Origin of the sequence: Pseudomonas sp. OVF7, from assembly GCF_030644265.1 — a bacterium.
GTDB lineage: Bacteria > Pseudomonadota > Gammaproteobacteria > Pseudomonadales > Pseudomonadaceae > Aquipseudomonas > Aquipseudomonas gorinensis.
Genome location: NZ_CP128996.1, coordinates 3,387,932 through 3,414,461, shown reverse-complemented (window position 1 = coordinate 3,414,461; position 26,530 = coordinate 3,387,932). Strand labels below are relative to the sequence as shown.

The following is a 26,530-nucleotide window of genomic DNA, read 5'->3' as shown; positions in this document are numbered from 1 at the left end:
GTTTTTGACATGTCAGTATAGGCATGTCATCAGAATGAACACATTTTGTTTATTGTATTTTATAAATTGTTAATTATCAGTCACTTATAAATTGGCATAACCTTTGCTCCTGCCCCTTTGCCAGTCAGGGCTGTCCTGCGGCCAACAATAAAAAGGGGTCATTTCATGAGTACACAGAACATCCGCCTGGGCTTGATCGGTGCTGGTCGCATGGGCAGCTTCCACGGCTTGACCGCTGCGCGACACATCCCCGGCGCGACCCTCGCCGCCATCGCCGACCCCACTCCCGGCCAAGCCGCACGCCTGGCAGCCGAACTGGGGGTGGACAAGGTCTACACCGACCCGCAGCAGCTGCTCGACGACCCGGACATCGACGGCGTCCTCATCGCCGCCCCCGCCCGCAGCCACGCCGAACTGGTGATCAGCGCCGCTCGCGCCGGCAAGGGGATCTTCTGCGAAAAACCCATGGCCATCACCCTCGACGAAGCCGACCGCGCCATTGCCGCCGCGGCCGATGCGCGCGTGCCGCTGCAGGTCGGTTTCAATCGGCGCTTCGCCAAGAGCTTCCGCACCGCCCACCTCGACGTGGCGGCCGGCCGCATCGGCACGCCGCAGCTGTTGCGCTCGCTGACCCGCGACCCGGCACTCAATAACCCGGCCAATTCGCCGCAGTGGGTGATCTTCCTGGAAACCCTGATCCACGACTTCGACACCCTGCGCTACCTCAACCCCGGTGCCGAAGCGGTGCAGGTGTATGTGATGGCCGACGCACTGATCGCGCCGGAGTACAAAAGCAAAGGCTTCCTCGACACCGCCGTGGTCGCGATCCGCTTCGACAACGGCGCCATCGCCACCGCCGAGGCCAACTTCCAGGCGGTGTACGGCTACGACGTGCGCGGCGAAGTGTTCGGCAGCGCCGGCATGCTGAGCATGGGCAGCCTCAACGACTCCGACCTGGTGCGCTACCTGGCCCAGGGCATCCAGGCCGACACCCAGCGTATGGACACCGACCTGCTGCGCGACGCCTACATCGCCGAACTCAACCACTTTGTCGACTGCTTGCGCAGCGGCGCCAAGCCCATGGCCAGTGGTGAAGACGCGCGCGCCGCCCTGGCGATCGCCCGCGCCTGCATCGAGTCGTTCGAAACCGGCAAGGCCGTTGCCGTGCAGGGGGCCCGCTGATGAGCCCGTTCAAACTGGCGATCAGTGCCGAGATGGTGTTTCTCGACCTGCCCTTCATCGAGCGCGTGAAGCGCATCCACGCACTGGGTTTCAGCGCCGAGATCTGGAATTGGACCCACAAGGACATCAGCGCCCTCGCCGCCACCGGCGCCGATTTCACCTCGATGACCGGCTATATCAGCGGCAGCCTTACCGACCCCGACGGCATCCGCCAACTGCTCGACAGCGCGCGCGAATCCATCGGCGTCGCCGAGCGCCTGAACTGCCCCAGCCTCAACCTGCACGGCACCGGCCTGGGTGACGGCGGCCTGCCGGTGCAGCCCGTGGGCCAGACCACCGGGCGCATGTGGCTGAGCGCGTGCAAGACACTGGAAAAAATCGCGCGCCTGGGCGAAGACGCCGGCCGAGTGTTCCTGCTGGAAAACCTCAACACTGAGGTCGACCACCCCGGCGTTCCGTTCGCCCGCGCCGACGACACCCTGGCGCTGATCGAAGCGGTGGGCAGCCCGCACCTGAAGATGAACCTGGACCTTTACCACGCGCAGATCGGCGAAGGAAACCTGATCGAACTGATCCAGCGCGCAGGCAGCGCCATCGGTGAAATCCAGGTGGCCGACGTGCCCGGGCGCAAGGAGCCTGGCACCGGCGAAATCCACTACCCGGCCATTGCCAGGGCCCTGCACGCCATGGGCTACAACGGCGTGGTCGGCCTCGAAGGCTGGGCCAGCGGCGACAGTGAGTTGGCCCTGGAGCGTTTCCGTCAAGCGTTCACCCTATAACAATAAAAGGAACACCCTCATGCATCGCTATTCATTGCTTGTTGCTGCGTTTTTACTGCTGTTCAGCCAATGGACCTTCGCCGCGTATCGCATCGGCGTGAGCATCGCGCGGGTCGACGATAATTTCATGACCTACGTGCGCACCGGCCTGGAAAATGCCGCTAAACAACAGGACGTGCAGATCCAGTTCGAAGACGCCCAGGGCGACGTGGTGCGCCAGCTCAACCAGGTCGAAGGCTTTCTCAACCAGAAAGTCGACGCCGTGATCGTGCTGCCGGTGGACACCGCCGCCACCGCCAACATGACCCGCGCGGCCGTGGCGGCCAAGACGCCGCTGGTGTACGTCAACCGCCATCCGGATGAGCGCACCTTGCCCAAGGGCGTCGTCACCGTGGCGTCCAACGATATCGAAGCCGGGCAATTGCAGATGCGCTACCTCGCGGACAAACTCGGCGGCAAAGGCCATGTGGCGATCATCATGGGCGACCTCGCGCAGAACGCCACCCATGACCGCACCGAAGGCGCCAAGCAGGTGCTCAAGGAATTTCCCGGCATCAAGGTGGTGGAGCAGCAAAGCGCTGAGTGGCAACGCAGCAAGGGCATGGACTTGACCAGCAACTGGTTGCTGGCGGGCACGCAGTTCGATGCCATCGTGGCCAACAACGATGAAATGGCGATTGGCGCGGCCATGGCCTTGCAACAGGCGGGCAAGGCCAAGGGTGAGATCGCGATTATCGGCATCGACGGCTTGCCCGACGGCTTGGCGGCGATCAAGCGAGGCATGCTCACCGCCTCGGTGTTCCAGGACCCCAAGGCCCAGGCCACTCAGGCAGTGCAGTCGGCGATCAAGATGATCAAGGGCGAGCCGATCGAGTCGGAGGTGTGGGTGCCGTTCGAGCTCATCAAGCCTGAACAGGTGGCGGTGTTCGAACAGCGCTACAAATAAATCGAAGATAAGGACATCCAACTGTGGGAGGGGCAAGTCGAACCCTCGCCCCGCCCCTCCCACACGTGGAACTCAATCAGTCCAGGTCACTTGCGTCATGCCGCTCGGCCAACTGCTCATGGGGCTCGCCCGACACCCGATTCACCCGCCGCCCACGCTGCACCGCCGGCCGCGCTTCAATCGCCTCCGCCCAGCGCTGTACATGTTTGTACTCATGCACCGACAGAAACTCCGCGGCCCCATACAAGCGGCCTTTGACCAGCCCGCCGTACCACGGCCAGATGGCAATGTCGGCGATGGTGTATTCATCCCCGGCGATGTATTCGCTCACCGCCAGGCGCTGGTCAAGCACGTCCAGTTGGCGCTTGGTCTCCATGGCAAAACGGTTGATCGGGTATTCCATCTTGCTCGGTGCATAGGCATAGAAATGCCCGAAGCCACCGCCCAGGTAAGGCGCGCTGCCCATCTGCCAGAACAGCCACGACAAGCACTCCGCGCGGGCCCCCGGCTCGGTGGGGAAGAACGCGCCGAACTTCTCGGCCAGGTACTGCAGGATCGCGCCGGACTCGAACACGCGAATCGGCTGGGCGCCGCTGTGGTCCATCAAGGCCGGGATCTTGGAGTTCGGGTTGACCGCGACAAAGCCGCTGCCGAACTGGTCGCCATCGCCGATCTTGATCAGCCAGGCGTCGTACTCCGCGCCGCGGTGCCCCAGGGCCAGCAATTCTTCGAGCAGGATGGTGACCTTCTGCCCGTTGGGCGTGGCCAGGGAATACAACTGCAACGGGTGCTTGCCGATTGGCAGTGTCTTTTCATGGGTGGCGCCGGCAATCGGGCGGTTGATGCTGGCGAAGGTGCCGCCGCTTTCGGTGTCCCAGGTCCAGACTTTCGGGGGTACATACTCGGTCATGCTTACGACTCCAGCAGCGTTTGCGATCAGCGAAGCGCTTGAGACTAAACCAAAGACGGGTGGTGCGTCACACTCCCCGCCTCAGCGTGCCGGGGCACCTGCACACGCAGGGCGATCAACAACGCTGCCAGCAGCATCAAGCAACCCGCGCCCAGAAACACCCCGTCGATACCGGTGGCACTGAACATCGCGCCCCCGCCAGCGGCACCCGCCGCGATTGCCGATTGCACCGAAGCGACCACCATGCCACCGGCACTTTCCGCCTGATCCGGCACCGCACGCGCCACCCAGTTCGACCACGCTACCGGCACGCCGCCGAAGGCCATGCCCCACAGCGCCAGGAGCAACGCCTGGCCCGGCAGCGATGCCGGCAGCAGCACCAGGGCCAACGCAGCGACGCCCACCAGGACCGGCATCAACACCAGGGTTCCACGGGGATTGCGCACCAGCAACCACCCGGCCAGCAGCGTGCCGACAAAATTCGCCGCGCCAAACCCCAGCAGCATCAGTGCCAGCCCTTGGGGGCCGACCCCGGTGGTGCTTTCCAGGAACGGGCGAATGTAGGTAAACAGCGCGAAGTGCCCGGTGTGCACCAGCACGCAGCCGAACATGCCCACGGCAATGCCGGGGCGCAGCAGTACATCAAGTACGGTGCGCAGGCGTGCGGTGCCACGGGGTGCCAGGCGTGGCAGTGTGAACAGCTGGAACGCCAGGGTCACCACGCCAACGGCGGCGGCAGCGACAAACGCGCTGCGCCAGCCGTACAGGCCGCCGAGGTAGCTGCCCAACGGCACTGCGACGACAGTACCCAGCGCAATGCCGCTGAAGATGATCGACAGGGCACGGGGCAGCAACGCCGCCGGTACCAGGCGCATCGCAACCGCGGCCGCCATGCTCCAGAAACCACCAAGGGCAATGCCCAGCAAGATGCGCATCAACAACAGCACCAACAGGCTGGACGAGAACGCCACCAGCAGGTTGGACGCAATCATCAGCGTGGAGAACCCCAACAGCACCAGGCGCCGGTCGATACCGCGCGTCAGGCCAGGCACCAGCAACCCGGCGAACAAGGCCACCACCGCCGTGACCGTGACCGCTTGCCCGGCCAACGCTTGGGACACGCCCAGGTCCAGGGCCATCGGCGTCAGCAGGCTGGCCGGCAGGTACTCCGCCGTGAGCAGGCCGAACACGCCCATCGCCAGGGAAAACACCGCCATCCACGCCGGCGTGGTCGGTTCTACCCTGCAATCGACAGGGGCATGGGACACACAATCATTCATCACAAGACATCCTCAGGCATTAGCGTGACGGCCAGTCTAGGTTCCGCTCCCTGGATGATCTATGATTCAAACCCTTGAGTTTTTGACCGAAACCCCGAATATGCCAACCGACAACGCGTTCGCCCTGTCCTCCGAACTGATCAATGAGCTGCTGCGCAGCATGCGCCTGCGCGGCGTGCAGTACCGGCGCATCCAGGCCGGGCCGGTGTTCGGTATCGGCTTTGCGGCCAAGCCGGGGCACGCGTATTTCCATTTTCTGGCCGCCGGCTGCGCGACCCTGCGCCTGCAGGACGGCAGCCTCTTTGAGTTGTCGGCCGGTAATGCGGTGTTCATCGCCCATGGTGGCGCCCACGCGTTGTTGTCCAAAGCGGATGACCCCGTGCAGGACATCGCCAGCTTCGACGCCGCACCGCTGGGCGATACCGTGTGTGCCGTGAATGCCTCGCCCGATGAGCCGCCCAGCACCCTGCTGTTCAGCGCCTGCATGGAGTTCGAGCTCGACAGCATCCAGGGCCTTGGCAACCTGATGCCGGCCTTGATGCTGATCGACGCCGGGGGCCAGCGTTACCCCGGCTTGATGCCGATCCTGGCGGTGATGGAACGCGAAGTCTCCAGCGCCCGCGTCGGTTATGCCGGCATCCTCGCGCGCCTGGCCGATGTGGTGGCGGCGATGATCGTGCGGGGCTGGGTCGAATGCGCCTGCGCCAATGCATCAGGCCTCGCGGCCGCCTTGCGCGACACCCGGTTGGCGGGCGCACTGCTCGCCCTGCACCAGCAACCGGGGCGCGACTGGAGCGTGGCCGAACTGGCGGCGCACTGTCATACCTCACGTTCGGTGTTCGCGGATCGTTTCCAGGCCACCCTGGGGGTACCACCGCTGCGTTACGTGACCGAACTGCGCATGCGCCTCGCCAGCCAGTGGCTGACCCTGGAGCGCGTGCCCATCGAAGAAGTGGCGTACCGACTCGGCTATACCTCCCAGGCGGCCTTCAGTCGCGCCTACAAACGCATCACCGGGCAACCGCCGGGCGCCAGCCGCCAAGGCTTCAGGAGCCCGGCATGAACGCCGGGCTGGAAGACATCCTCGCCGACCACCTGAACGTGGTGTTCTGCGGCATCAACCCCGGCAAGGGTTCCGCCGCCCTCGGCCTGCACTTCGCCAACCGCAGCAACCGCTTCTGGCGCACCCTGCACCTGGCCGGTTTCACCCCCCATGAAATCCGCCCCGAGCACGGCCGCACGCTGTTGCACTACCACTGCGGCCTGACCACGTTGGTGGAACGCCCCACGGCCAGCGCGGGTGAACTGGCGCGACATGAGTTCACGCAGGCGGCGGCGGGCTTCGAACAGAAGATCCGCCACTACGCGCCGCGCTTCGTGGCGTTTCTCGGCAAGCCCGGCTACAGCGCGTTAAGCGGCCAACGCGAGATCGGCTGGGGCTTGCAGCCAAAGGTGTTGGGCGGTGCGTCAGTGTGGGTACTGCCCAACCCCAGCGGGCGCAACCTGGCGTTCAGCCTGGAGCAGTTGGTGCAGGCGTATCAACAATTGCGCCGGGCGACCGAGTGCCCTTAATCTCTTGAGCTCGTCACCCTGATAGCAATGGAGGCTTCATGAAACTGATCGGCATGCTGGACTCGCCTTACGTACGCCGCGTGGCAATTTCCCTGGACTTGTACGGGGTGGATTTTGAGCATGAACCCTTGTCCGTGTTCCGCACCTTCAACGAATTTGCGCAGATCAACCCGGTGGTCAAGGCGCCTACCCTGGTGCTGGACGATGGCACGGTGTTGATGGACTCCAGCCTGATCCTGGACTACCTCGAAGCCTTGGCCCCGACTGACAGGAAGCTGCTGCCCCAACAACCGGCGGCACTTGCCAAGGACTTGCATGTTCTGGGACTGGCGCTGGCAGCCTGTGAGAAGAGCGTGCAGATCGTCTACGAACACAACCTGCGCCCGGCCGAGAAACTGCATGCACCCTGGCTTGAGCGCGTGACCGGCCAACTGCTCGCCGCCTATGCGTTGCTGGACAAGCAAGTGGGCAACAGCGAAGCACTGACCCAGGCCTCGATTACCGCGGCGGTTGCTTGGTCGTTCAGCCAGTTCACCGTGGCATCGGTGGTCAAGGCGGATGCGTTTCCTAATCTGCAACGGCATGCCGAGCGGCTGGAGCAGCATCCGGCGTTCAAACGTTACCCGATTGAATAAGCGATGCAGTTCAAATGAGAGAGGAGGCCTGCCCCCGATGGCGGTGGTCAGTGACGGACGAACTGACTGATACACCGCAATCGGGGGCAAGCCCCCTCCCACATTTTGATCTCCATACACCCCGTCAAACCGGCGCTGTTGCCCAAGGCGGTGGATGCCAAGGATCTGCAGACCTGCCGACATTGAAGGCTTGCACAGTCCAAATGTGGGAAGGGGCTTGCCCCCGATAGCCATGGGTATCAGGAGCAACTTTGTAGCAGCCCCGGTAACCACGATGCGAAGCGAGCCGCTCTTGATCTTGCCGTTGCTTTAGATCTTGCTTTTGATCTTGATCTCAGGCGCCCCGTTAAACCACGCTGGCCGGAATTCGATATTGATTTGGGGGGTAAACCGGCAGGGATGCCGGTTTAGCCGCCCCGCGCCATGGATGGCGCGTGGCGGCGACCCCCCAAATCAATGTCGGATTACGGGCACACCGAGCCTAGGCGAGGTGCCGAGTGGTGGGGCAAAGCGTTTTTGGTTACTTTTGGCGCTTTTCCAAAAGTGACCCGCTGTAAGAGCGGAACCCTAAGTAGCCGTTACCGCAGCAACGGATATGTACTCATTCCACTCCAGCATCCTGGTCGGCCCAGGCCGCCATCGGGGGCAAGCCCCCTCCCACATTTAAGTCGCGGAGCATCAGTTAGATAGTCGTCAGCTCCTGAGCCGTCACGGGGGCAAGCCCTAATGCCGTTCAGTTAAGGCTTTTTTGTAGGAGCGAGCTTGCTCGCGAAGAACTCACAGGCGCCGCGTTCACTCAGGAAACACGCGTTATCGTTGACGTTTTTCGCGAGCAAGCTCGCTCCTACAGAAGGCGATGTACGCTTAACTGAACGGCATTAGGGCAAGCCCCCTCCCACATTGGCCTCTGTTGTCTGGACAAGGGTTCCAGGCTCAGACCCAACCACCATCCACAATAAAATTCTGCGCCGAACACATCGCCGACGCATCGGAAGCAAGAAACAACGCCATATTGGCGATATGCTCCGGCAGCACACTGCCCGGCAGGCACTGACTGCGGCTGATCAGCTCCTTGGCAGCGTCATCCACCCACATGGCCAGCTGTTTTTCAGTCATCACCCAACCCGGCACCAGCGTGTTCACACGGATACGGTTCGGCCCCAACTCCCGTGCCAGCGCGCGGGTCATGCCGTGGGCGGCGGCCTTGCTGGCGGCGTACACCGGGTAGCCGGCCGAGGCCATCATCCAGCCGACGGAGCCGAGGTTGATGATCGAGCCGCTGCCGGCGCGCTTCATCATCGGCACCACGGCCTTGGCGGCAAAGAAGGCATGTTTCAGGTTGACGGAGATCAGCTTGTCGAAGGTTTCCGAATCGACTTCTTCCAGGGTGTGGCGCACGTCATTGGCGGCGTTGTTCACCAGCACGGTGATCGGCCCCAGGGAATGCTCGAAGCGCCCTATCGCCGCCTTGTAGGCGATTTCATCGGTGATGTCGCAGCACACGAATTCCACAGCATGCCCCCGCGAACTCAACAGGGCCGCCAGGCGTTCGCCCTGGCTTTGCGCGCGGTCCACAAACCCGACCCTGGCACCCTGCGCGGCGAAGGCCCGCACCATGAATTCGCCGATCCCCGAGGCGCCCCCGGAAATCAATACGGTCTTGCCGTTGAGGTCGGGATAAACGGCGTGTTCAGTACTCATAAAAGGATGCCTCGATCAATTAGTCTTATTTTATTTTACGAAATTGGCGTTTAAGGCTATAAATTCGCTGTCATATCGACAAAATATCGCACATTAGTAGAACTATTCCATCCAAAACAACAAAAGGAAGTTCGACCATGAAGCACCCTCGATACCTGCTGTCCGGCCTGGCGCTGTCCATGATGATCGCCAGCGGTGGCGCCCAGGCAGCCGGTTTGTCCAGCGAGCAAAAACCTTTCGGTAAAACCAACGACGGCACTGCCGTCGAGCAGTACATCTTGCGCAACAGCCATGGCATGCAAGCCACGGTGATCACTTACGGCGGTGTGCTGCAGTCGCTGAAGGTGCCGGACAAACACGGCAAGCTCGACGACGTGGTCCTGGGCTTTGACGACGTACAGGGCTACCAGGCCGGCACGGCGTTTTTCGGCGCGACCATCGGGCGCTTTGGCAATCGCCTGGCGGGCGGCGCCTTTGAGCTCGACGGCAAGCGCTACCAGGTGCCACTCAACGACGGCCCCAATTCGCTGCATGGCGGCGCCCAGGGTTTCGACAAGCAGGTGTGGAAAGCCGAGCCGGTCAAGGATAAGGATTCCGTCGGTGTGAAGCTGAGCTACCTGTCCAAGGACGGTGAAATGGGCTTCCCCGGCAACCTGAAAACCGAGGTCACCTATCGTCTCAATGACCAGAATGAACTGCATATCGACTACACCGCCACCACCGACAAACCCACGGTGCTTAACCTCACTAACCACAGCTATTTCAACCTGGCCGGCGCGGGGAATGGCGACATCCTCAAGCAGGTCGCGACCTTGCATGCCAGCCACTACACGCCAGTCAACGCCACCTTGATTCCCACGGGCGAACTGGCGCCGGTCAAAGGCACGCCGATGGATTTCCTGAAACCTACGCCTATCGGCCAGCACATCAAGGATGACCATCCGCAGCTCAAATTTGCCGAGCCCAAACAGGGCGGGTTTGATTTCAACTGGGCGCTGGATACCCAAGGCAATATCAAACAACTCGCCGCCGAGGTGCACGACCCCGCCTCCGGACGGCGCTTGCAGTTGTACACCACCGAACCTGGGGTGCAGTTCTATACCAGCAACTTCCTCGACGGTTCGGTAAAGGGCAAGGGCGGCAAGACCTACCTGCACTGGAGTGGCTTCACCCTGGAAACCCAGCATTTCCCGGATGCGCCGAACCAGCCCAAGTTTGCGTCAACCCGCCTGGACCCCGGGCAGACTTATCGGCAGAACACCGTCTTCAAGTTCTCCGCTGACTGACGCGGTTTATATAAGCGCTGTCGAGCTTTAGCGAGGCTGCCTCGCTAAAGCTCGACAGCGCCCACATTGGATCAGTGTTAAGTGTGGACGCAGTGCAACGGCGAGAGAAAACCCGTCAGTTCCACAAGCCGATTTTTTCCAGCTCCTGCTTGAAGTTGTCGCGGGTGATCAGGGTCACTTCGTCCATGGCGGTGTATTTCGGTGGTTCCTTGCCGGTGGTCACCCAGTCGAACATCATCTTCGCGGTGTTGTAGCCCTCGATATGCGGGCTGGGCAGCATCGAGCCGAAGAAGCCACTGTTGGGTTTCTTCAGTTCGCCGATGGCGTCGGTGCCATTGATGCCGATGCCGATGACATTGGCGGCGGCGAAGCCGGCGCTCTCAGTGGCACGCACGCCGCCGAGCACGGTGTTGTCGTTCATGCCGCCGATGATCAGGTTTTTCGCGCCGGCGGGCAGCTTGACCAGGGCCGAGTTGGTGGCGTCCATGCTGCCGGGGACGTCGAGGGTTTTCAGCGCAGCCGTCAGAATGTGGTCCTTGGGAATACCGGCCTCTTCCAGGGATTTGATCGAGCCATCGGTGCGTTTCTTGCCGGTGTCGAGTTCATTGAAGGTGTTGATCACCGCGTAGGTGTCCTTCCAGTCCCAACCGCGTTTTTTCGCTTCGGCCGCCATGGCCGCGCCTTGTTTCTGGCCCACTTCAAACGCAGCCATGCCCAGGTACGGCACGTCTTCCATGAAGTTGCCCTTGGCATCGACAAAGCGGTCATCCACGGCGATCACTTTCAAACCGTTGGCCTTGGCCTTGGCGACGATGGCCGGGCCCAGGGACACGTCCGGCGGGCAGATCACAAAGCCCTTGGCGCCGTTGGCGGCCAGGCTGTCGATGGCCGAGAGGGTTTTCTCGCCATCGGGCACGGCGATCTTGATCACCTTGAAGCCATGTTCCTTGCCGGCTTTTTCGGCAAAGGCCCATTCGGTCTGGAACCACGGCTCCTCGGCCTGCTTGACCAGAAAACCGATCTTCACTTCTTCAGCGGCCAGCAACAGCCCGCTCAAGCTCATGGCCGAGACCGCCACAGCGGCGCAGCACAGGGAACGCAAACCACGACGACGTTTCATACGGGTGACTCCTTGTTGTTGTTTTTTGTTTGCTGTTTTTTGTAGGAGCGAGCTTGCTCGCGAAAAACGTTAACGATGACGCGTACATCCTGAATGCACACGGCGCGCTCAAGCTTTTCGCGAGCACGCTCGCGCCTACAGCTAACCGGCAAAGCGATGGCAAGGCTTGCCGGGTACATCGACTTCGATGGCCAGCACCGCGCCGTCCAGAGGGTGATCCAATGGGCTGGCGGCGCTGGTGATATACAAGGTCGTGAGGTTGGGGCCACCGAATACGCAACTGGTGGGCCGGCTCACGGGCAACTCGATAATACGGTCCACCTCACCATCGGGCGTCAGGCGCAGCAGGCAACTGCCGTCCCAACGGGCGTTCCAGATGTAGCCTTCAGAGTCCATGGCCGAGCCATCCGGCCCGCCGCGTACGTGCGGGCCGAACCACAGCGTTGCGGGCTCGAGTTGACCGTCGGCCTGGATCGCATGCTGGTAGAGCGTGGCATCCAGGCTGTCGCCGAAATGCACCTGGCTGCCGTCCTCGCTCCACAGCAAGGTGTTGGGAATACCCAGGCCGTGCAGCAACGGCGTGACCTGCCCGTCTGCATCGATGCGAAACAGGCCACCGGAGCGCCGCGTGATCGGCAGGTCTTCGCCGTGTTCGCCGATGTTGTTCTGCATGGTGCCCAGCCACAGGCGGCCCTGGGCATCGCAGCGGGCTTCATTGCCACGGTTGCCCGGTTGCGGGTCGGCCACGCAGAGCAAGGTCAGGGCCTGGGTCGCCAGGTCCAGCCGATAGACGCCACTGCTCAAGGTCACCAGCGCATCACCGCTTTCACACGGGATAAACGCCGAAACGTGCTCGGGCAACTGCCAGATCTGCAAGTGCCCGCCCATCAGGCGCAGTGCCTGTTTGCCGGCGATATTGACCCAGTACAGTGCCTGGGTCGGCACGTCCCAGAACGGACCTTCCCCCAGTTGCGCACGGTGTTCAGTGACAGCGGTACACGACATGTCGCCTCCTGATTGTGGTTTACAGCGGGTCGCGCGATGGCGTGCCATCCACCAGACGCTGGATACGCAATGGGTTGGCGTTTTTCAACGCGTCGGGCAGCAGGCTATCAGGGTAGTTCTGGAAGCACACCGGGCGCAGGAAACGGTCGATGGCCAAGGTGCCGACCGAGGTGCCACGGGCGTCGGAGGTCGCCGGGTACGGCCCGCCGTGGACCATCGCATCGCAGACTTCCACGCCGGTCGGGTAGCCGTTGAGCAGGATGCGCCCGACTTTCTGTTCCAGCAGCGGCGTGAGCTCGGCGAACTGTTGAAAGTCCGCCGGTTCGCCAATGATCGTCGCCGTGAGCTGGCCGTGCAGGCCGTGCAAGGCGGCAGTGAGTTGGGCCTGGTCGGCGACTTCGACGAACACCGTGGTCGGGCCGAAGACTTCCTCCTGCAACACTTCGTCGCCGTCGATCAACAGGCGTACATCGGCCTTGAACACTTGCGGCTGCGCCTGGTTGCCGGCCTGGACGCTGCCCGCCAGGTGCTGGATGCCAGGGTGCGCCAGGAGTTTTTCCAGGCCCTTGGCATAGCTGCCCAGGGTGCCGGCATTGAGCATGGTTTGGGCGGGTTGATCGCCGATCAATTGCGCCACCTGCTGGGTGAACGCAGTGAACGCCGGCGACGCGATACCGATCACCAGGCCGGGGTTGGTGCAGAACTGGCCGCAGCCTTGCACCACCGAGGCGGTCAGGTCGCGGGCGACGGTTTCGGCCCTGGCCTGCAACGCCTGGGGCAACACAATCACCGGGTTGATGCTCGACATCTCGGCAAACACCGGGATCGGCTGCGGGCGCGCCGCCGCCATGTCGCACAAGGCGCGGCCACCCTTGAGCGAGCCGGTAAAGCCCACTGCCTGGATCGCCGGGTGCTTGACCAGCGCTTCACCAACGCCGCCGCCGAAAATCATATTGAACACACCCACCGGCATTTCGCTGGCCGCAGCCGCGCGCATGATCGCATCGGCCACCTGTTCCGCCGTGGCCATGTGCCCGCTGTGGGCCTTGAACACCACCGGGCAGCCGGCCGCCAGTGCGGCAGCGGTGTCGCCGCCCGCCGTGGAAAAGGCCAGGGGAAAGTTGCTCGCGCCAAACACGGCGACCGGGCCCAGGCCGATGCGGTATTGGCGCAGGTCCGGGCGTGGCAGCGGCTGGCGATCGGGTAACGCCTTGTCGATACGGGCACCATAGAAATCACCCCGGCGCAGCACCGTAGCGAACAGGCGCATCTGGCCGCTGGTGCGCCCACGCTCGCCTTTGATACGTGCGGCGGGCAGCGCGGTTTCGCGGCAGACCAACTCGATGAAATTATCGCTCAGGGCATCCAGCTCGTCGGCGATCGCGTCCAGGAACTGCGCGCGGCGCGCGGCACTCAAGGCGCGGTAGGCCGGGTAAGCCGCAGCGGCGGCCTGGGCGGCGGCGTCGACCTCCTCCGGCGTGGCCTGGTAGAACGCCTGCGGCAAGGCTTCGCCCGTGCTGGCATCGACGCTGTGCAGCTTGACGCTGCCGTTGGCGCTGCGATGGCCGCCGATATAGTTGTGGCCGAGGAACTGGGGCATGTTGATCTCCTTAAAGGGGGGTGACTTGGCCGGGCTCGAATGCCGCATCGCTGCTGCCGACACCGTTGATCAACGGCGCGCCGAACTCGGCCTGGCTGATCTCGAACACATCGCCCGGCAGGGTACGTATACCGTCGGCGAATGACAGGGTGGCGGTGCCGAAGAAGTGAACATGCACATCGCCGGGGGTCAGGAACTGGCTGTACTTGAAATGGTGGTATTCGAGGTTTTCCAGGCTGTGGCACATATTGGCCTCGCCACTGAGGAATTCGTTCCGCCAGATTTCCTCGCCGTGACGCAAGATGCGGCTGGTGCCCGCCAGGTGCTGCGGTAACTCGCCCACGCGCAGCTCCGGGCCAAAGCTGCAACTGCGCAGTTTGGAATGGGCCAGGTACAGGTAGTTCTTGCGCTCCATGACGTGGTCGGAGAACTCGTTGCCCACCGCAAACCCCAGGCGATAAGGCTTGCTGTCAGGGCCGATGACGTACAGGCCACCGATCTCGGGCTCTTCGCCCGCGTCTTCGGCGAACGGCGGCACCGGAAAAGCCGCACCCGGGCGCACGACGATGCGGCCATCGCCCTTGTAGAACCACTCGGGCTGCACGCCCGCCTGGCCGGCTGCTGGCTTGCCGCCCTCCAGGCCCCACTTGAAGATGCGCATGGTGTCGGTCAGTGCGGTTTCGTCAGCGCCCTGGTGCATCTTGTCGCGGGCCGAGGCGCTGCCCAGGTGGGTCAGGCCGGTGCCGCTGATCAGCATATGGGCCGGGTCCGGGTGGTCCAGCGGCGGCAGGACTTTCAGGTCGGCCAGCAACGCCGCGTAGTCATGGCTGGCGCCCAGGCCGAGACGCTCTACCTGCTGCTGCAAGTTGATGCCCGCCTCGATAGCGGCCAGTGCCAGTTCGCGCACGCTGCGCGCGGTTTGCACTTCGCGCAGTTGGTTGCCTTCCACCACGCCGACCCGACGCTCACCGTTGTTTGATTCGAACTGCACTAAACGCATGAAGCTTCTCCCTGATTAAGTACGTGTGGCGCCACGGGCACTGGCGGCGAATTGATCGACCGGCAGGACGTGCTTGCGCTCCAGCAGGCGGTAGACCACGCCGGTCAAGACCAGCCCGAACACCATGACCCCGGACAGGAAGTACAAGCCCGAGGCGAGGTTGCCGGTGTATTCCTTGAGTGCACCGATCACGAACGGACCGATATAGCCGCCAAGGTTGCCCACCGAGTTGATCAAGGCAATGCCCGCCGCCGCACTGGCGCCGGCAAAGAAGCGCCCCGGCAAGGTCCAGAACACCGCCGTGCAGGAAAACAGCGCGAAGGCCGCCAGGCACAGCGCGGCCATTTGCAGCACCGGCACACTCAGCCAGGCGCTGAAGAACAGGCCGATCGCGCCCAGTACATAAAGCACGGCCAGGTGGCCGTAGCGATCATTCAGGCGGTCGGAACTGCGCGGGATGATCAGCAGGCCGATGATCCCGAAAATGTACGGCACGGCGGAGATAAAACCGGTGACCAGGTCGGTGCCGCCGAACTGTTTGATCAAGGTCGGCAGCCACAGGCCCAGGCCATAGATGCTCAAAGTCACTGGCAGGTAGAACAGCGCCAGCAGCAACACACGCTGATCCTTCAGGGCGTGCAACGGGTTGCCGTGACGTGTCTGCCCATAGGTTTGCAGGTCTTTATTCAGCTCGCCGGTGAGCCAGGCTTTTTCATCGTCGCTCATCCATTTGACCTGCTTGGGGCCATCCGGCAGGTAGCGCAGCACCGGCCAGGTCAGCAGGATCGCCGGGGTGCCGATCACGATAAACAGCCACTGCCAGCCGTGCAGCCCGAGGATGCCGTCCATGCCCAGCAAGCCACCGGAGACCGGGCCGGTGATCATCATCGCGATGGGTTGGGACAGGATGAACAGCCCGAGGATCTTGCCGCGATGGCGAATCGGAAACCATTGGGTGATGTAGTACAGCACGCCGGGGAAGAACCCCGCTTCGGCCGCGCCCAGCAGGAAGCGCATCACATAGAAGCTGTGCGGCCCCTGCACAAACGCCATGCCAATGGTGATCGCGCCCCAGGTCAGCATGATGCGTGCGAACCAACGCCGCGCGCCGAAGCGGTCGAGCATCAGGTTGCTGGGGATCTCGAACAGGAAGTAGCCAATGAAGAACAGCCCCGCGCCCAAGCCGTAGGCTGCGTCACCGATGCCGACGTCGGCGCCCATGTGCAACTTGGCGAACCCGACCGCCGATCGGTCCACATAGGCGATCAGGTACAGCAGGATCAGGAAGGGAATCAGTTTCAGCGTAATGCGCCGGATAAGCCGCAGTTCCTGGCTCATGGGGGTCGATCTCCGATTGTTGTTCTTATAGAAGCTCGGGGGACGCCTCTCGCGAAAATCCGCCAGGGCCAACCCTCAGTTGAGATCGACTATATAGTAGTACTATTTACTAAACAACACTTCCAAAGCGTCGATTTTGCGCTTATGTTTAGCTTCAGATAGAACATATAGTCATACAATAAGAGAATCGATCATGTCTGATAAAAAGCCCGGCCTACGCTCCGCCCAGTGGTTTGGTACCGCCGACAAAAACGGCTTCATGTACCGCAGCTGGATGAAGAACCAGGGCATTGCCGACCATCAGTTCCATGGCAAGCCGATCATCGGTATCTGCAACACCTGGTCGGAGCTGACCCCGTGCAACGCGCATTTCCGCCAGATCGCCGAGCACGTCAAACGTGGCGTGATCGAGGCCGGCGGCTTCCCGGTGGAATTCCCGGTGTTCTCCAACGGCGAATCCAACCTGCGCCCCACCGCCATGCTCACCCGCAACCTGGCGAGCATGGACGTGGAGGAAGCCATTCGCGGCAACCCCATTGACGGTGTGGTGCTGCTGACCGGCTGTGACAAAACCACCCCGGCCCTGCTGATGGGCGCCGCCAGTTGCGACGTGCCGGCCATCGTGGTCACGGGTGGGCCGATGCTCAACGGTAAGCACAAGGGCCAGGACATCGGCTCGGGCACCGTGGTGTGGCAGCTCAGTGAACAGGTCAAGGCCGGCACCATTACCCTGGATGACTTCCTCGCGGCCGAAGGCGGCATGTCGCGCTCGGCGGGCACCTGCAACACCATGGGCACCGCGTCGACCATGGCCTGCATGGCCGAGGCGCTGGGCACGTCCCTGCCCCACAATGCGGCGATCCCCGCCGTGGATGCGCGGCGTTATGTATTGGCCCATATGTCGGGCATGCGTGCCGTCGAGATGGTGCGCGAAGACTTGAAGCTGTCGAAGATCCTCACCAAGGAGGCGTTCGAAAACGCGATCCGCGTGAACGCGGCCATCGGGGGTTCCACCAACGCCGTGATCCATTTGAAAGCCATCGCCGGGCGCATCGGCGTCGAACTCGACCTGGACGACTGGACCCGCATCGGCCGTGGCATGCCGACCATCGTCGACCTGCAACCGTCGGGGCGCTTCCTGATGGAAGAGTTCTACTACGCCGGTGGCCTGCCCGCCGTGCTGCGTCGCCTCGGTGAAGCCAACCTGATCCCGCACCCGAACGCCTTGACCGTCAACGGCAAGACCCTGGGCGAAAACACCCAGGACTCGCCGATCTACGGCCAGGACGAAGTGATCCGCACCCTCGACAACCCGATCCGCGCCGACGGCGGCATCTGCGTGCTGCGCGGCAACCTGGCGCCATTGGGCGCAGTGCTCAAGCCTTCGGCGGCCAGCGCCGAGCTGATGCAGCATCGCGGCCGTGCGGTGGTGTTCGAGAATTTCGACATGTACAAGGCCCGCATCAACGACCCGGAGCTGGACGTGGACGCCAACTCGATCCTGGTCATGAAGAACTGCGGGCCCAAGGGTTACCCAGGCATGGCCGAAGTCGGCAACATGGGCTTGCCGGCCAAGCTGCTGGCCCAGGGCGTGACCGACATGGTGCGGATTTCCGATGCCCGCATGAGCGGCACGGCGTATGGCACGGTGGTCTTGCATGTGGCGCCGGAAGCCGCGGCCGGCGGACCGTTGGCTGCCGTGCAAGAAGGCGACTGGATCGAACTTGACTGCGCCAACGGCCGCCTGCACCTGGACATCCCCGACGCCGAGCTGGCGGCGCGCATGGCCGACCTGAAACCGCCGCAGAACCTGATCGTCGGTGGCTATCGCCAGCTGTACATCGACCATGTGCTGCAGGCCGACCAGGGTTGCGACTTTGACTTCCTGGTCGGTTGCCGAGGGGCGGAAGTCCCTCGGCATTCCCACTAATTGGGATGCTATGATGCCGCGAATTTAAGCCAGAGCATCCCTGTCGTTATGGATCAGCCGCCGTCCAAGCCGCGCAAGAGCATGCATGCCCAGATCGTTCAGGACTTGGGCATGCACATCGTTTCCGGTCGCTTCAAGCCCGAAGAAAGACTGCCCATGGAGGCCACGCTCTGCGAGGAGTACAAGGTCAGCCGCTCGGTATTACGCGAAGCGACACGGGTGCTCAGCGCCAAGGGCCTGGTGTACTCCAAGCCCCGCGTGGGCGCCGTGGTGCGGCCTCGGGTGAAATGGCACCTGCTCGACCCGGACGTGCTGTCCTGGTTGATGCAGTCCACGCCCCATAGCGAGTTCTTCAATACGCTGGCGGGCGTGCGGCGCATTCTCGAACCGGAAATCGCCGCCATGGCCGCGACCACCGCCACTGATGAAGACATCGCCATCATCGAAAAAGCCTACCTGGGCATGGAAACCGCGCAGACCCACGAGCAGCTGTTGCAGGCCGACCTGGACTTCCACCGCGCGATTGCCGATGCCACCCGCAACGACCTGCTGGCCTATATGTGCAACATGTTGTCGCTGCCGCTGCGCGAGTCGATCAGCATCACCAACCGCCGCCCGGATATCCAGGGCCTGAGCCTGCCCCGGCACAAGGCAATCCTCACCGCGATCCAGAACCGCGACGCCCTCGGCGCGCGGCATGCGTCGCTGGTGCAACTGGATGACACGCGGGTGGCGTTGGATACGGTGATGAATGTGCTAACCCCGCTGTAACCTGCGGTGGGGAGCTTGAACCGCTGGGTTAGTGCAAGCTGTAGGAACCTATGCCGGTGTCATCGGCGCTCTTTTGTTGGCTCCAGAACACCCGGTCGCTGCCACCGTCGAAGCCGCGTACCCCCATGTAGCCATCCACCGCCAGGCGCTGCCATGACTGGCCCCAGTCTTTGGAGTAAAACACCGCCTCGGCGGAAATATTTGCGTCCCCCCACCAGTAGAGCCAGCGTGGCGGATGGTGTTCGCTGGACGTGTTGAGCAACAGGCTGTTGCGCCCCACCCAAAGCCCACGGGCCTGGATGTCGGCAGCCAACGGCGAGAACACACTGGGCAAGTCGCTCAAGGGCTGCCAGGCCAGGGTGGTGGTGTTCAGTTCGGCCACCACGGTATGCCCATATCCGCCCTGATCGATCAAGCCGATCACGCGGCCATCCCCGTTGTCCGCCAGCGCCGTGACAAACAGGCCATCTTCACGCTCAAGGCGCCCCACCTGCCAGCCCCCGGTCGTGCGGGTTAACGACGCACGGGTGGTGATATCGATCGCCAGGTTGTTGCTCTGGCCGTCGGGGTGGCTGCCCCAAAAGCGCTGGGACACCCAGATCATTGCGTGCTGGGCATCCTGTTGCAGGACATGGCTGCGCACGTCGCCGGACTCCCCTTCGGCCGTGCGCCATTCGACGATGTCCGGGCGCTTGCCTTGGGCGTACTCACGCGGTACCAGCAAGGATTGAGGTGCAACGACCGGCGCACTGTGGGCACCGCCGTCCCTGGAGTAATACACGCCCGTGGGAATTGCACCGGAAGAGTCGGCGCTGGCCTCGTCGTCCGCGGTGCCGGGTGAACCCCAGGCCCACACCTCGTCCTTGTTGTAGAAATACGGGGTCAGGTTGTCGGCCACCCGGTCCGCCTCCGGGAAAAAGCCTGCGGCCATCCATGTCCAGTGCTGGCCCTGGTCATCGCTGCGAAATACCACGGTCTGGGCGGCGGCGTCATCGGGACGGTTCGCGTCGCTCAACAGGTACAGGTGGGCGCCATCCGGGCTGGCCACCAAACACGCTGCGCCGCTGAGATGGGCCACAGGGGTGAATTGGCCGTTGGCATCCAGGCGCGAAATAAACGTGGTTTCACGCTCGCGGCTCGGGATCAGGCTGCCAAAGGCACCCGGCTCCTTTGGCGGTGCGGGCGCCTTGCCGTGCAGTACGGCATTCAGGTCGACCATGGCGGCAGACGGCTGGAACGGTTCGTAGGCATCCTCCAGCCGCCCCACCAGCCAGGTGCCCTGGGGCGTTACCAGCACGCCGGTGCAATATTGGCTGACCGCCCGCGTTTGCACGCCAGGCACCGTGCCCAGCCAGTGTTGCTCGGGGCTGCTGCCGCCCCACTCGAGCTTGGCACTGGCGATCATCCACATGTACCAAAGCGCCACGCCGACCAACAGTGCGACCAATAGCCGGGTGATAAGGCTTGAGCGAGGCATGTGACGTCCATATCCAGGAAGTTGGCAGAGCTTTTCTCATCTCCTTGGGCGCGAGTAAATAGTTATCGCCTGCCAACGTGGAGTTTTTCAGCAAGGTGTGACACCGATTGCAATCGCGTGAGGCCTGCAACGACCTGCTGGCCTACATGTGCAACATGTTGATGAATGTGCTGACGCCGCTCTGACTTCAATATGGGAGGGGGCAAGCCCTAATGCCAGTCGGTTCAGGGGGGGAACACTGTAGCTGTGGCGAGCGGGCTTGTTGTGGCGAGCGGGCTTGCCCTAATGCCGTTCAGTTAAGCGTACATCGCCTTTTGTAGGAGCGAGCTTGCTCGCGAAAAACTCACAGGCGCCGCGTTCATTCAGGAGACACGCGTTATCGTTGACGTTTTTCGCGAGCAAGCTCGCTCCTACAAAAAAGCCTTAACTGACAGGCATTAGGGCTTGCCCCCTCCCACATTGAAACGGTGCACGCCGTTAGAGCGTGTAGGCGATGCCCACCTGCACCGTGCGCGGTTCGCCTGGGTAGGCGTAGACGTTGCCAAACGCCCCCTCTTCATAGTCGCGGTTGAACAGGTTCTTCACGTCCAGGTTCAGCCGCACCTTGTCATTGACCTTGTAGTAGCCGAGCAGGTCGACCACGGTGTAGGCGTCCATCGAGAAGGCGCTGTTGGAGGTTTGCCCGGCCCGCTCATCCACATACTTGCCACCCGCGCCCAGGCCCAGGCCCTTGAGGGCGCCGTCCTGGAATTCGTAGACGTTGAGCAGGCTGAAGCTGTTGCGCGGGATGTTCAGCAAACGCGTACCGGTGCGCAGGGTGTTGTCCTTGGTCACTTCGGCGTCCACGTAGGCATAGCCACCGATCACACGCCACGCGGGGGTGATATTGCCCGCCACGTTCAGATCGAAACCACGGCTGCGCACCTGACCGGCGGCCACGCTGAAGGTTGAGTCGAAAGGGTCGGTGGTGAGCACGTTTTTCTTCTCGATCTGGTAGATCGCTGCGTCGACGCTGAGTTGACGGTCCAGGGCTTCCCACTTGATGCCCATCTCGTACGACTTGCCCTTCTCCGGCGCAAACCCACCGCCCTCGCGGCTGGCCCCCGTGTTGGGCTTGAACGAGCGAGCGGCGTCGGCGTAGACCGCGACGGTGTCGGTGAGGTCATAGATCACGCCCATGCGTGGGGTGACTGCATTGTCGTCGGCCTGCCAACTTTTACCGCCCGGCACATAGGTGGTGTAGTCATGCTCAAAACGCTCGAAACGTGCACCGGCCAGCACCTTCAAGCGTTCGGTCAGCGCCACTTGATCCTGCACAAACGTCGCGTAGGTCTTGAGGTTTTCCTTGTCGTGGGTCGGCGTGCGCGTGAGGGCCGGGCGCGCCTGGCCATAGACCGGGTTGAAGATGTCGATGGGGTAGCTACCCGCCGCGCCGCTGGAACGCTGGATAATCGACTTGTAGTCGTAGTCTTCGAACTCGACGCCGGTGAGCAAGGTGTGATCAAAACCGCCCGCGGAGAAATGGCCGGTGAGGTTGAGCTGGGTGTCTTTATCGGTCCACTCCAGTTTGCGGTAGTTGAAGTTGCGGCTCAGGGTGCGGCCGTCAGCGGCGAGGCTGTTGGCTTCAACAGCATTGCCTTGCAAGGTGCCGTCGAGCCACTGGAAACCACCGCCCAGGGTCCAGCTGTCGTTGAGCCGGTGCTCGAAACGCAACTGGGCCATGCTGTTGTCGTTGTGCAGTTTGCCGGCGTCTTTTTCACCCCAGAAGGTGTCGCGCGAGGCCGTGCCTTTTTGATTGGGGTAGCGCGTCAGGCCACGGTCCAGCGGGTGGTTGTTGCGCATGAAGTCGCCTTCGAAGATCACCTTGGTGTCATCGCTGGCCTGCCAGGTGATCACCGGCGTCACGCCATAGCGTTCGGTTTCGACATGATCACGGAAGGTATCCCCGCCCTCGCCCACCACGTTCAGGCGATAGGCCAGGCGCCCCTCCTCATCCAGCGGGCCCGAAGCATCCAGGGTGCCGCGCTGCATGCCGCGGTCATCCAACTGGCTGCCGAGGGTCACGGTGCGCTCGGCCAGCGGTTGCTTGGAAACCACGTTGAAGGTGCCGCCGGGATCGCCACGGCCATACAGCATGGTTGCCGGGCCGCGCAGCACTTCGAGGCGCTCGATGGTGTTGGCGTCCGGCATGTTCGGGTAGCCGCGGTTGATCGGGAAACCGTTGCGGTAGAACTCGCCGGTGGTAAAGCCGCGCACGGTGAACGTCGTGAGCCCCTGCCCGCCGAAGTTGTTGGCGCGGCCTACGCCGCCGGCGTAGTCCAGTGCGTCCTGCAACCGGGTGGCACCGATGTCTTCGACCACATCCTTGGACACCACGCTGATGGACTGCGGCGTTTCATGAATCGAGGTGTCGGTGCGCGTCGCACTCGCCGAACGTGTGGCGTGGTATCCCTTGACCGGCCCTTGAGCTGTCTCGTAATCCGCCTCCCCCGTGACATCGATGGCTTGCAGCTCAAGACTGGCCTTGTCGGCAGAGGCCACCTCTGCCCAGGTAAAAGGGGAAAACGCCTGAAGCACACAGAGGGAAATCAGGGTACGACGCATGGATGTTGAACCTAGTGAATGAGCCAGAAGGGGCGGCAAACCTGCCAAAAATTCGCACGAATGGTATACCAAGTCATTCGCGTTTGATATCTGTTCTCATTCACTATTTTTCAGGTAACCGTTTTGTATCGATACGTAGGAAGTTTGACGCGAGGCAAATGTGGGAGGGACGGTGTGCCAAAGCTCCAGGCCGAGAGGCCGAACCCCGCCGCCACGACTTAAACGTTTCACTTCCACAGGCGAACCTTCCCCACCCAGCGACGTCGGAGCTAAGGCACTGTTGCCTACCGCCGCCGCGAGGTCCTCGTTTGAAAGCCGCTATCGCCAAGAAATACCGCCTGGTCATCAAGACCATGGGCTACGTGGGCTGGTCATTGTTTTGGCTGTTGCTCTGGGACGTCGCCGTCACCGTGGATTTCATGCTGTTCCTGACCGCCAAGATCAACCTGCCGCTGATGCCCCTGACGCTGCTCGGCTCAGCCCTGGTGGTGCTGATCAGTTTTCGCAACAGCAGCGCCTACAACCGCTGGTGGGAAGCCCGCACGCTGTGGGGGGCGATGGTCAACAATTCGCGCAGCTTTGCGCGGCAGGTGTTGACCCTGCTGGATGACCCGGAGGGCGAGGTGAACCCGGTCAAGGCCACCCTGCTACGCCGCCATGTGGCCTATGTGAATTGCCTGGCTGCCCATCTCAAGGGCCTGCCGTGCCCGGACGAGGTGCGTGCGTTTATCCCGTCAGAGGAGTTCGCCCGCAATGGCGCCACCAACAACTTCGCCAACGACATCCTCACCGGCTCGGCCGCCCTGCTGGCCAAGGAATACAAGGCCGGGCACCTGGACAGCATTCGCTTGGCGCGGTTGGAGTCGACCCTGGTGGACTTGTCCAACGCCCAGGGCGGCATGGAGCGTATCGCCAACACGCCGCTGCCCTACCCTTACGTGTATTTCCCACGCCTGTTCATCTCGCTGTTCTGCCTGATCGTGCCGGTGGGCCTGGTGGAATCCCTGGGTTGGTTCACGCCGCTGGCGTCCACCGTGGTGGGTTTTATGCTGCTGGCCATCGAACGCATCGGCACCGACCTGCAAAGCCCGTTTCATTCCAGTGAGCATCAGATCCAGATGGAAACCATCTGCGAAACCATCGAGAGAAACCTGCAATCGATGCAGCGCGATGCCCTCGGTGGCGATCGCATCGGCTAAGCCTCCCCTACGCCCTAAAGTGCGTGCTCCCACGGCCGATAGAGAGGGAGTACGCATGGGCCGCACCCCTCATAACAACACATGCGACGTTCACCGCTACCGTTTTTCCTTGCCAAAACTATAAATACCCGCGGGAGAAGTCATGAATATCAAGCAGAAGCTGACCTGGGCGTTTGCGGCCATCGCGTGCCTGCCGGTTGTCCTGGTGGCCGTGCTGGTTGTACTGAATGTGCGCGAGGGGGCCCAGGCCAATTTCCTCGACAGCAGTGGCCGAGAAATCCGCCAGATCGACAATGGCATGAAGCAGTTTTTCGACGGCATCAGCCAGAACGTCGACTTTGTGGCCAAGGACCCGCGCGTTGTCGCGGCCAAGGACCTCAAGAGCTACGCGGGCGCCGACGCCGCGCAAATCCCGCTGACACCGACCAATAAAGAACTGCTGGCGATTTTCGACCAGTTCGCCAAGAGCCATCCCAGCACCGCCTACCTGTCCCTGGGCCTGAGCGACGGCGGCTACGCCAGCTGGCCTGACGACACCAAGCTGAACAACTACGACCCGCGCGTGCGCCCCTGGTACAAGGCCGCCATCGCCGCGCCAGGCACCACCGTGCGCACGGGCGCTTATTACTGGGCCCCGGACGACGTGGTGCTGATCGGCACCGTACATACCGTCGCCGACGCCACCGGTAACATCCTCGGTGTGGTCGGGTTGGACGTGTCGCTCAAGCAACTGACCGAGCTGGTGCGCAACATCAAGCTGGGCGACAGCGGCTACCTGATGCTGGTGGAAGCCAACGGCAACGTGCTGGTAGACCCCAGCGACGCCAAGCACAACTTCAAGCCCCTGGCCGACCTCGGCCCCAGCTACGCCGAACTGGCCAAGCGCGGCGACGGCGTAACCCAGGTCGAGATCGACGGCGTGCCCTACATGGCCAACGTGGTCAGCTCCAAAGACCTGGGCTGGCGCTTTATCGGCTTGATCAAGCGTGATGAAGTGATGGCCGGCGCCACGCGCCTGACCTGGCTGATCGTCGCCATTGCCGCGGCCTTGGCCGTGATCTTCGCGATTGTCGGCGCCAGCTTCGCCAGTGTGATCGTGCGCCCGATTCGCGGGGTCGCCGACGGCCTGCAAGAAATCGCCGAAGGTGAAGGCGACCTGACGCGCCAACTCAAGGTACAAGGCAAGGATGAAACCGCCAGCCTGGCCGGCTGGTTCAACCAGTTCCTGAGCATGATCGCGCAACTGGTGCAGCGCATCGGCAACGCCTCTTCCGACCTGCAAACCGCCGCCGCCGACACCAGCGAAGTCGCCAACAATATGAACCAGGCCGCCGGCCGCCAACGTGAAGCCGTAGAGCTGGTGAGCACCGCGTTCAACGAAATGGTGGCCACGTCCAACGAAGTCGCGCGCTCTTGCAGCGCCGCCGCCGCCAGTGCCGACGAAGGCTACCGTGACGTGCACGACGGCCAGCAACACATCGGCGAGGCCACCGGCAGCGTGCTCAAGCTCAGCGAAGACCTGCAAAAGTCGACCCAGACCATGCAGTTGCTGGAGCAGGACAGCCAGAACATCAACACCATCCTCGACACCATCCGTTCGATTGCCGAACAAACCAACCTGCTGGCCCTCAACGCCGCCATCGAAGCCGCGCGCGCCGGCGACCAGGGCCGTGGTTTCGCCGTGGTGGCCGACGAAGTACGCGCCCTGGCGCGACGCACCGCCGACTCCACCGGCGAGATCGACAGCCTGCTGGGCAACCTCGCCCGTCGCACCCAGGAAGTGACGGCGCAGATGCAAGGCAGCTTGCAGGTGTCGCACACCAGCGTGGAACGTATCCAGCAGGCCCGCGACAGTTTCGACAAGATCCTCGGCTCGGTGGACTCGATTCGCGACCAGAACACCCAGATCGCTACAGCGGCCGAGGAACAGCACCAGGTGGCCGAGGAGATCAACCGCCACATCGCGCAGATCCATGCCGATGCGCAACTGGTGGAAGGCTTTGCCCACTCGGCGCAGACCGGGTCCGGCCGGCTGACGGATATTTCGGGTCAGCTCAAGGGGTTGGTGGGGCGGTTCAAGTTCTAGCCTGCCGCAACGGCGCGCCCTTGCCGGGCGCGCCAGCCGGCCGCAGTCATATGAAGCGGCAGCAAGACGCCCCGCGCACCATCATCGCGCATGCACGCCTGCCATTGAT

General features: G+C 62.7%; 20 protein-coding genes and 2 pseudogenes. 12 read left to right on the top strand and 10 right to left on the bottom strand.

Annotated elements, in window-relative coordinates; all coding sequences use genetic code 11:
• Positions 1-165 precede the first annotated feature (165 nt).
• The 3 genes from QU606_RS15685 to QU606_RS15675 are packed head-to-tail and all read left to right on the top strand — an operon-like array spanning position 166 to position 2,907.
• A complete protein-coding gene (locus tag QU606_RS15685) occupies positions 166-1,182 on the top strand; it encodes a Gfo/Idh/MocA family oxidoreductase (RefSeq protein ID WP_024074777.1) in 1,017 nt (338 codons plus the stop codon).
• Positions 1,182-1,961, top strand: a complete 780-nt coding sequence (locus tag QU606_RS15680; protein ID WP_024074776.1) for a TIM barrel protein — start codon at positions 1,182-1,184, stop codon at positions 1,959-1,961. The genes QU606_RS15685 and QU606_RS15680 overlap by 1 nt, the downstream gene beginning before the upstream one ends.
• A 19-nt stretch (positions 1,962-1,980) precedes the next feature.
• Entirely contained in the window at positions 1,981-2,907 is a 927-nt protein-coding gene (locus tag QU606_RS15675; RefSeq protein ID WP_304998553.1) for a sugar ABC transporter substrate-binding protein, read from the top strand.
• 76 nt (positions 2,908-2,983) lie between these two features.
• On the opposite strand, the gene yghU is transcribed toward QU606_RS15675, so the two are convergent.
• Together yghU and QU606_RS15665 are read right to left on the bottom strand one after the other, a co-directional pair.
• Positions 2,984-3,817, bottom strand: coding sequence for a glutathione-dependent disulfide-bond oxidoreductase (yghU, locus tag QU606_RS15670; protein ID WP_277378328.1), 834 nt, complete (start codon positions 3,815-3,817; stop codon positions 2,984-2,986).
• A gap of 44 nt (positions 3,818-3,861) precedes the next feature.
• Positions 3,862-5,097, bottom strand: a complete 1,236-nt coding sequence (locus tag QU606_RS15665; protein ID WP_024074773.1) for an MFS transporter — start codon at positions 5,095-5,097, stop codon at positions 3,862-3,864.
• 100 nt (positions 5,098-5,197) lie between these two features.
• Here QU606_RS15665 and QU606_RS15660 point away from each other — a divergent pair, with 100 nt between their 5' ends.
• From QU606_RS15660 to QU606_RS15650, 3 genes are read left to right on the top strand one after another with little or no spacing between them, the layout of a single operon-like run.
• On the top strand, positions 5,198-6,160 hold the full coding sequence (locus QU606_RS15660) for an AraC family transcriptional regulator (protein WP_041161158.1): 963 nt from the start codon (positions 5,198-5,200) through the stop codon (positions 6,158-6,160).
• Positions 6,157-6,669: a G/U mismatch-specific DNA glycosylase gene (mug, locus tag QU606_RS15655; protein WP_069075736.1), complete on the top strand. Its 513-nt coding sequence runs from the start codon at positions 6,157-6,159 to the stop codon at positions 6,667-6,669. The genes QU606_RS15660 and mug overlap by 4 nt, the downstream gene beginning before the upstream one ends.
• A 38-nt stretch (positions 6,670-6,707) precedes the next feature.
• Complete coding sequence (locus tag QU606_RS15650; RefSeq protein WP_150055668.1) at positions 6,708-7,304, top strand: glutathione S-transferase family protein; 597 nt, start codon at positions 6,708-6,710, stop codon at positions 7,302-7,304.
• Between the two features lie 933 nt (positions 7,305-8,237).
• Here the strand turns inward: QU606_RS15650 and QU606_RS15645 are convergent.
• Complete coding sequence (locus QU606_RS15645; protein WP_024074769.1) at positions 8,238-9,005, bottom strand: SDR family NAD(P)-dependent oxidoreductase; 768 nt, start codon at positions 9,003-9,005, stop codon at positions 8,238-8,240.
• Between the two features lie 137 nt (positions 9,006-9,142).
• On the opposite strand from QU606_RS15645, the gene QU606_RS15640 reads away from it, so the two are divergent.
• The gene (locus tag QU606_RS15640) at positions 9,143-10,291 is read left to right on the top strand and encodes an aldose epimerase family protein (RefSeq protein WP_024074768.1); all 1,149 of its coding nucleotides are present in this window, start codon (positions 9,143-9,145) and stop codon (positions 10,289-10,291) included.
• Positions 10,292-10,406: 115 nt separating this feature from the next.
• On the opposite strand, the gene QU606_RS15635 is transcribed toward QU606_RS15640, so the two are convergent.
• The 5 genes from QU606_RS15635 to QU606_RS15615 form a co-directional block, all read right to left on the bottom strand.
• On the bottom strand, positions 10,407-11,411 hold the full coding sequence (locus QU606_RS15635) for a substrate-binding domain-containing protein (protein ID WP_024074767.1): 1,005 nt from the start codon (positions 11,409-11,411) through the stop codon (positions 10,407-10,409).
• 141 nt (positions 11,412-11,552) lie between these two features.
• Positions 11,553-12,416: an SMP-30/gluconolactonase/LRE family protein gene (locus QU606_RS15630; protein ID WP_024074766.1), complete on the bottom strand. Its 864-nt coding sequence runs from the start codon at positions 12,414-12,416 to the stop codon at positions 11,553-11,555.
• Positions 12,417-12,435: 19 nt separating this feature from the next.
• A complete protein-coding gene (locus QU606_RS15625; protein ID WP_193690485.1) occupies positions 12,436-14,016 on the bottom strand; it encodes an aldehyde dehydrogenase (NADP(+)) in 1,581 nt (526 codons plus the stop codon).
• Between the two features lie 10 nt (positions 14,017-14,026).
• Complete coding sequence (araD1, locus tag QU606_RS15620; RefSeq protein WP_102625368.1) at positions 14,027-15,016, bottom strand: AraD1 family protein; 990 nt, start codon at positions 15,014-15,016, stop codon at positions 14,027-14,029.
• 15 nt (positions 15,017-15,031) lie between these two features.
• Positions 15,032-16,354, bottom strand: coding sequence for an MFS transporter (locus tag QU606_RS15615; RefSeq protein ID WP_102625367.1), 1,323 nt, complete (start codon positions 16,352-16,354; stop codon positions 15,032-15,034).
• A gap of 193 nt (positions 16,355-16,547) precedes the next feature.
• Here QU606_RS15615 and QU606_RS15610 point away from each other — a divergent pair, with 193 nt between their 5' ends.
• Together QU606_RS15610 and QU606_RS15605 are read left to right on the top strand one after the other, a co-directional pair.
• The gene (locus QU606_RS15610) at positions 16,548-18,284 is read left to right on the top strand and encodes an IlvD/Edd family dehydratase (protein ID WP_024074762.1); all 1,737 of its coding nucleotides are present in this window, start codon (positions 16,548-16,550) and stop codon (positions 18,282-18,284) included.
• 48 nt (positions 18,285-18,332) lie between these two features.
• On the top strand, positions 18,333-19,055 hold the full coding sequence (locus QU606_RS15605) for a FadR/GntR family transcriptional regulator (RefSeq protein WP_024074761.1): 723 nt from the start codon (positions 18,333-18,335) through the stop codon (positions 19,053-19,055).
• A gap of 28 nt (positions 19,056-19,083) precedes the next feature.
• Here QU606_RS15605 and QU606_RS15600 read toward each other — a convergent pair whose 3' ends face one another.
• Both QU606_RS15600 and QU606_RS15595 read right to left on the bottom strand, forming a co-directional pair.
• On the bottom strand, positions 19,084-20,532 hold the full coding sequence (locus QU606_RS15600) for a hypothetical protein (protein ID WP_304998552.1): 1,449 nt from the start codon (positions 20,530-20,532) through the stop codon (positions 19,084-19,086).
• Positions 20,533-21,009: 477 nt separating this feature from the next.
• Complete coding sequence (locus tag QU606_RS15595) at positions 21,010-23,136, bottom strand: TonB-dependent siderophore receptor (protein WP_304998551.1); 2,127 nt, start codon at positions 23,134-23,136, stop codon at positions 21,010-21,012.
• Between the two features lie 308 nt (positions 23,137-23,444).
• Here QU606_RS15595 and QU606_RS15590 point away from each other — a divergent pair, with 308 nt between their 5' ends.
• The 3 genes and pseudogenes from QU606_RS15590 to QU606_RS33010 form a co-directional block, all read left to right on the top strand.
• Positions 23,445-24,335 carry a bestrophin family protein gene (locus QU606_RS15590; protein WP_069075729.1) on the top strand — a complete coding sequence of 297 codons (891 nt, stop codon included), beginning with the start codon at positions 23,445-23,447 and terminating at the stop codon, positions 24,333-24,335.
• Positions 24,336-24,477: 142 nt separating this feature from the next.
• Positions 24,478-25,557 (top strand): annotated as a pseudogene (locus QU606_RS33015) (cache domain-containing protein); the annotation flags it as partial.
• A 327-nt stretch (positions 25,558-25,884) separates the two neighbouring features.
• Positions 25,885-26,421: pseudogene (locus tag QU606_RS33010) on the top strand (methyl-accepting chemotaxis protein); the annotation flags it as partial.
• Between the last annotated feature and the right edge of the window lie 109 nt (positions 26,422-26,530).

Coding starts and splice junctions, on each gene's coding strand:
- QU606_RS15640 (WP_024074768.1), top strand. CDS start 9,143: ATGAAGCACCCTCGATACCTGCTGTCCGGCCTGGCGCTGTCCATGATG.
- QU606_RS15610 (WP_024074762.1), top strand. CDS start 16,548: ATGTCTGATAAAAAGCCCGGCCTACGCTCCGCCCAGTGGTTTGGTACC.
- QU606_RS15625 (WP_193690485.1), bottom strand. CDS start 14,016: ATGCCCCAGTTCCTCGGCCACAACTATATCGGCGGCCATCGCAGCGCC.
- QU606_RS15600 (WP_304998552.1), bottom strand. CDS start 20,532: ATGCCTCGCTCAAGCCTTATCACCCGGCTATTGGTCGCACTGTTGGTC.
- QU606_RS15645 (WP_024074769.1), bottom strand. CDS start 9,005: ATGAGTACTGAACACGCCGTTTATCCCGACCTCAACGGCAAGACCGTA.
- QU606_RS15650 (WP_150055668.1), top strand. CDS start 6,708: ATGAAACTGATCGGCATGCTGGACTCGCCTTACGTACGCCGCGTGGCA.
- yghU (WP_277378328.1), bottom strand. CDS start 3,817: ATGACCGAGTATGTACCCCCGAAAGTCTGGACCTGGGACACCGAAAGC.
- QU606_RS15660 (WP_041161158.1), top strand. CDS start 5,198: ATGCCAACCGACAACGCGTTCGCCCTGTCCTCCGAACTGATCAATGAG.
- QU606_RS15615 (WP_102625367.1), bottom strand. CDS start 16,354: ATGAGCCAGGAACTGCGGCTTATCCGGCGCATTACGCTGAAACTGATT.
- QU606_RS15665 (WP_024074773.1), bottom strand. CDS start 5,097: ATGAATGATTGTGTGTCCCATGCCCCTGTCGATTGCAGGGTAGAACCG.
- QU606_RS15675 (WP_304998553.1), top strand. CDS start 1,981: ATGCATCGCTATTCATTGCTTGTTGCTGCGTTTTTACTGCTGTTCAGC.
- QU606_RS15685 (WP_024074777.1), top strand. CDS start 166: ATGAGTACACAGAACATCCGCCTGGGCTTGATCGGTGCTGGTCGCATG.
- QU606_RS15595 (WP_304998551.1), bottom strand. CDS start 23,136: ATGCGTCGTACCCTGATTTCCCTCTGTGTGCTTCAGGCGTTTTCCCCT.
- QU606_RS15630 (WP_024074766.1), bottom strand. CDS start 12,416: ATGTCGTGTACCGCTGTCACTGAACACCGTGCGCAACTGGGGGAAGGT.
- QU606_RS15605 (WP_024074761.1), top strand. CDS start 18,333: ATGGATCAGCCGCCGTCCAAGCCGCGCAAGAGCATGCATGCCCAGATC.
- QU606_RS15635 (WP_024074767.1), bottom strand. CDS start 11,411: ATGAAACGTCGTCGTGGTTTGCGTTCCCTGTGCTGCGCCGCTGTGGCG.
- mug (WP_069075736.1), top strand. CDS start 6,157: ATGAACGCCGGGCTGGAAGACATCCTCGCCGACCACCTGAACGTGGTG.
- QU606_RS15680 (WP_024074776.1), top strand. CDS start 1,182: ATGAGCCCGTTCAAACTGGCGATCAGTGCCGAGATGGTGTTTCTCGAC.
- araD1 (WP_102625368.1), bottom strand. CDS start 15,016: ATGCGTTTAGTGCAGTTCGAATCAAACAACGGTGAGCGTCGGGTCGGC.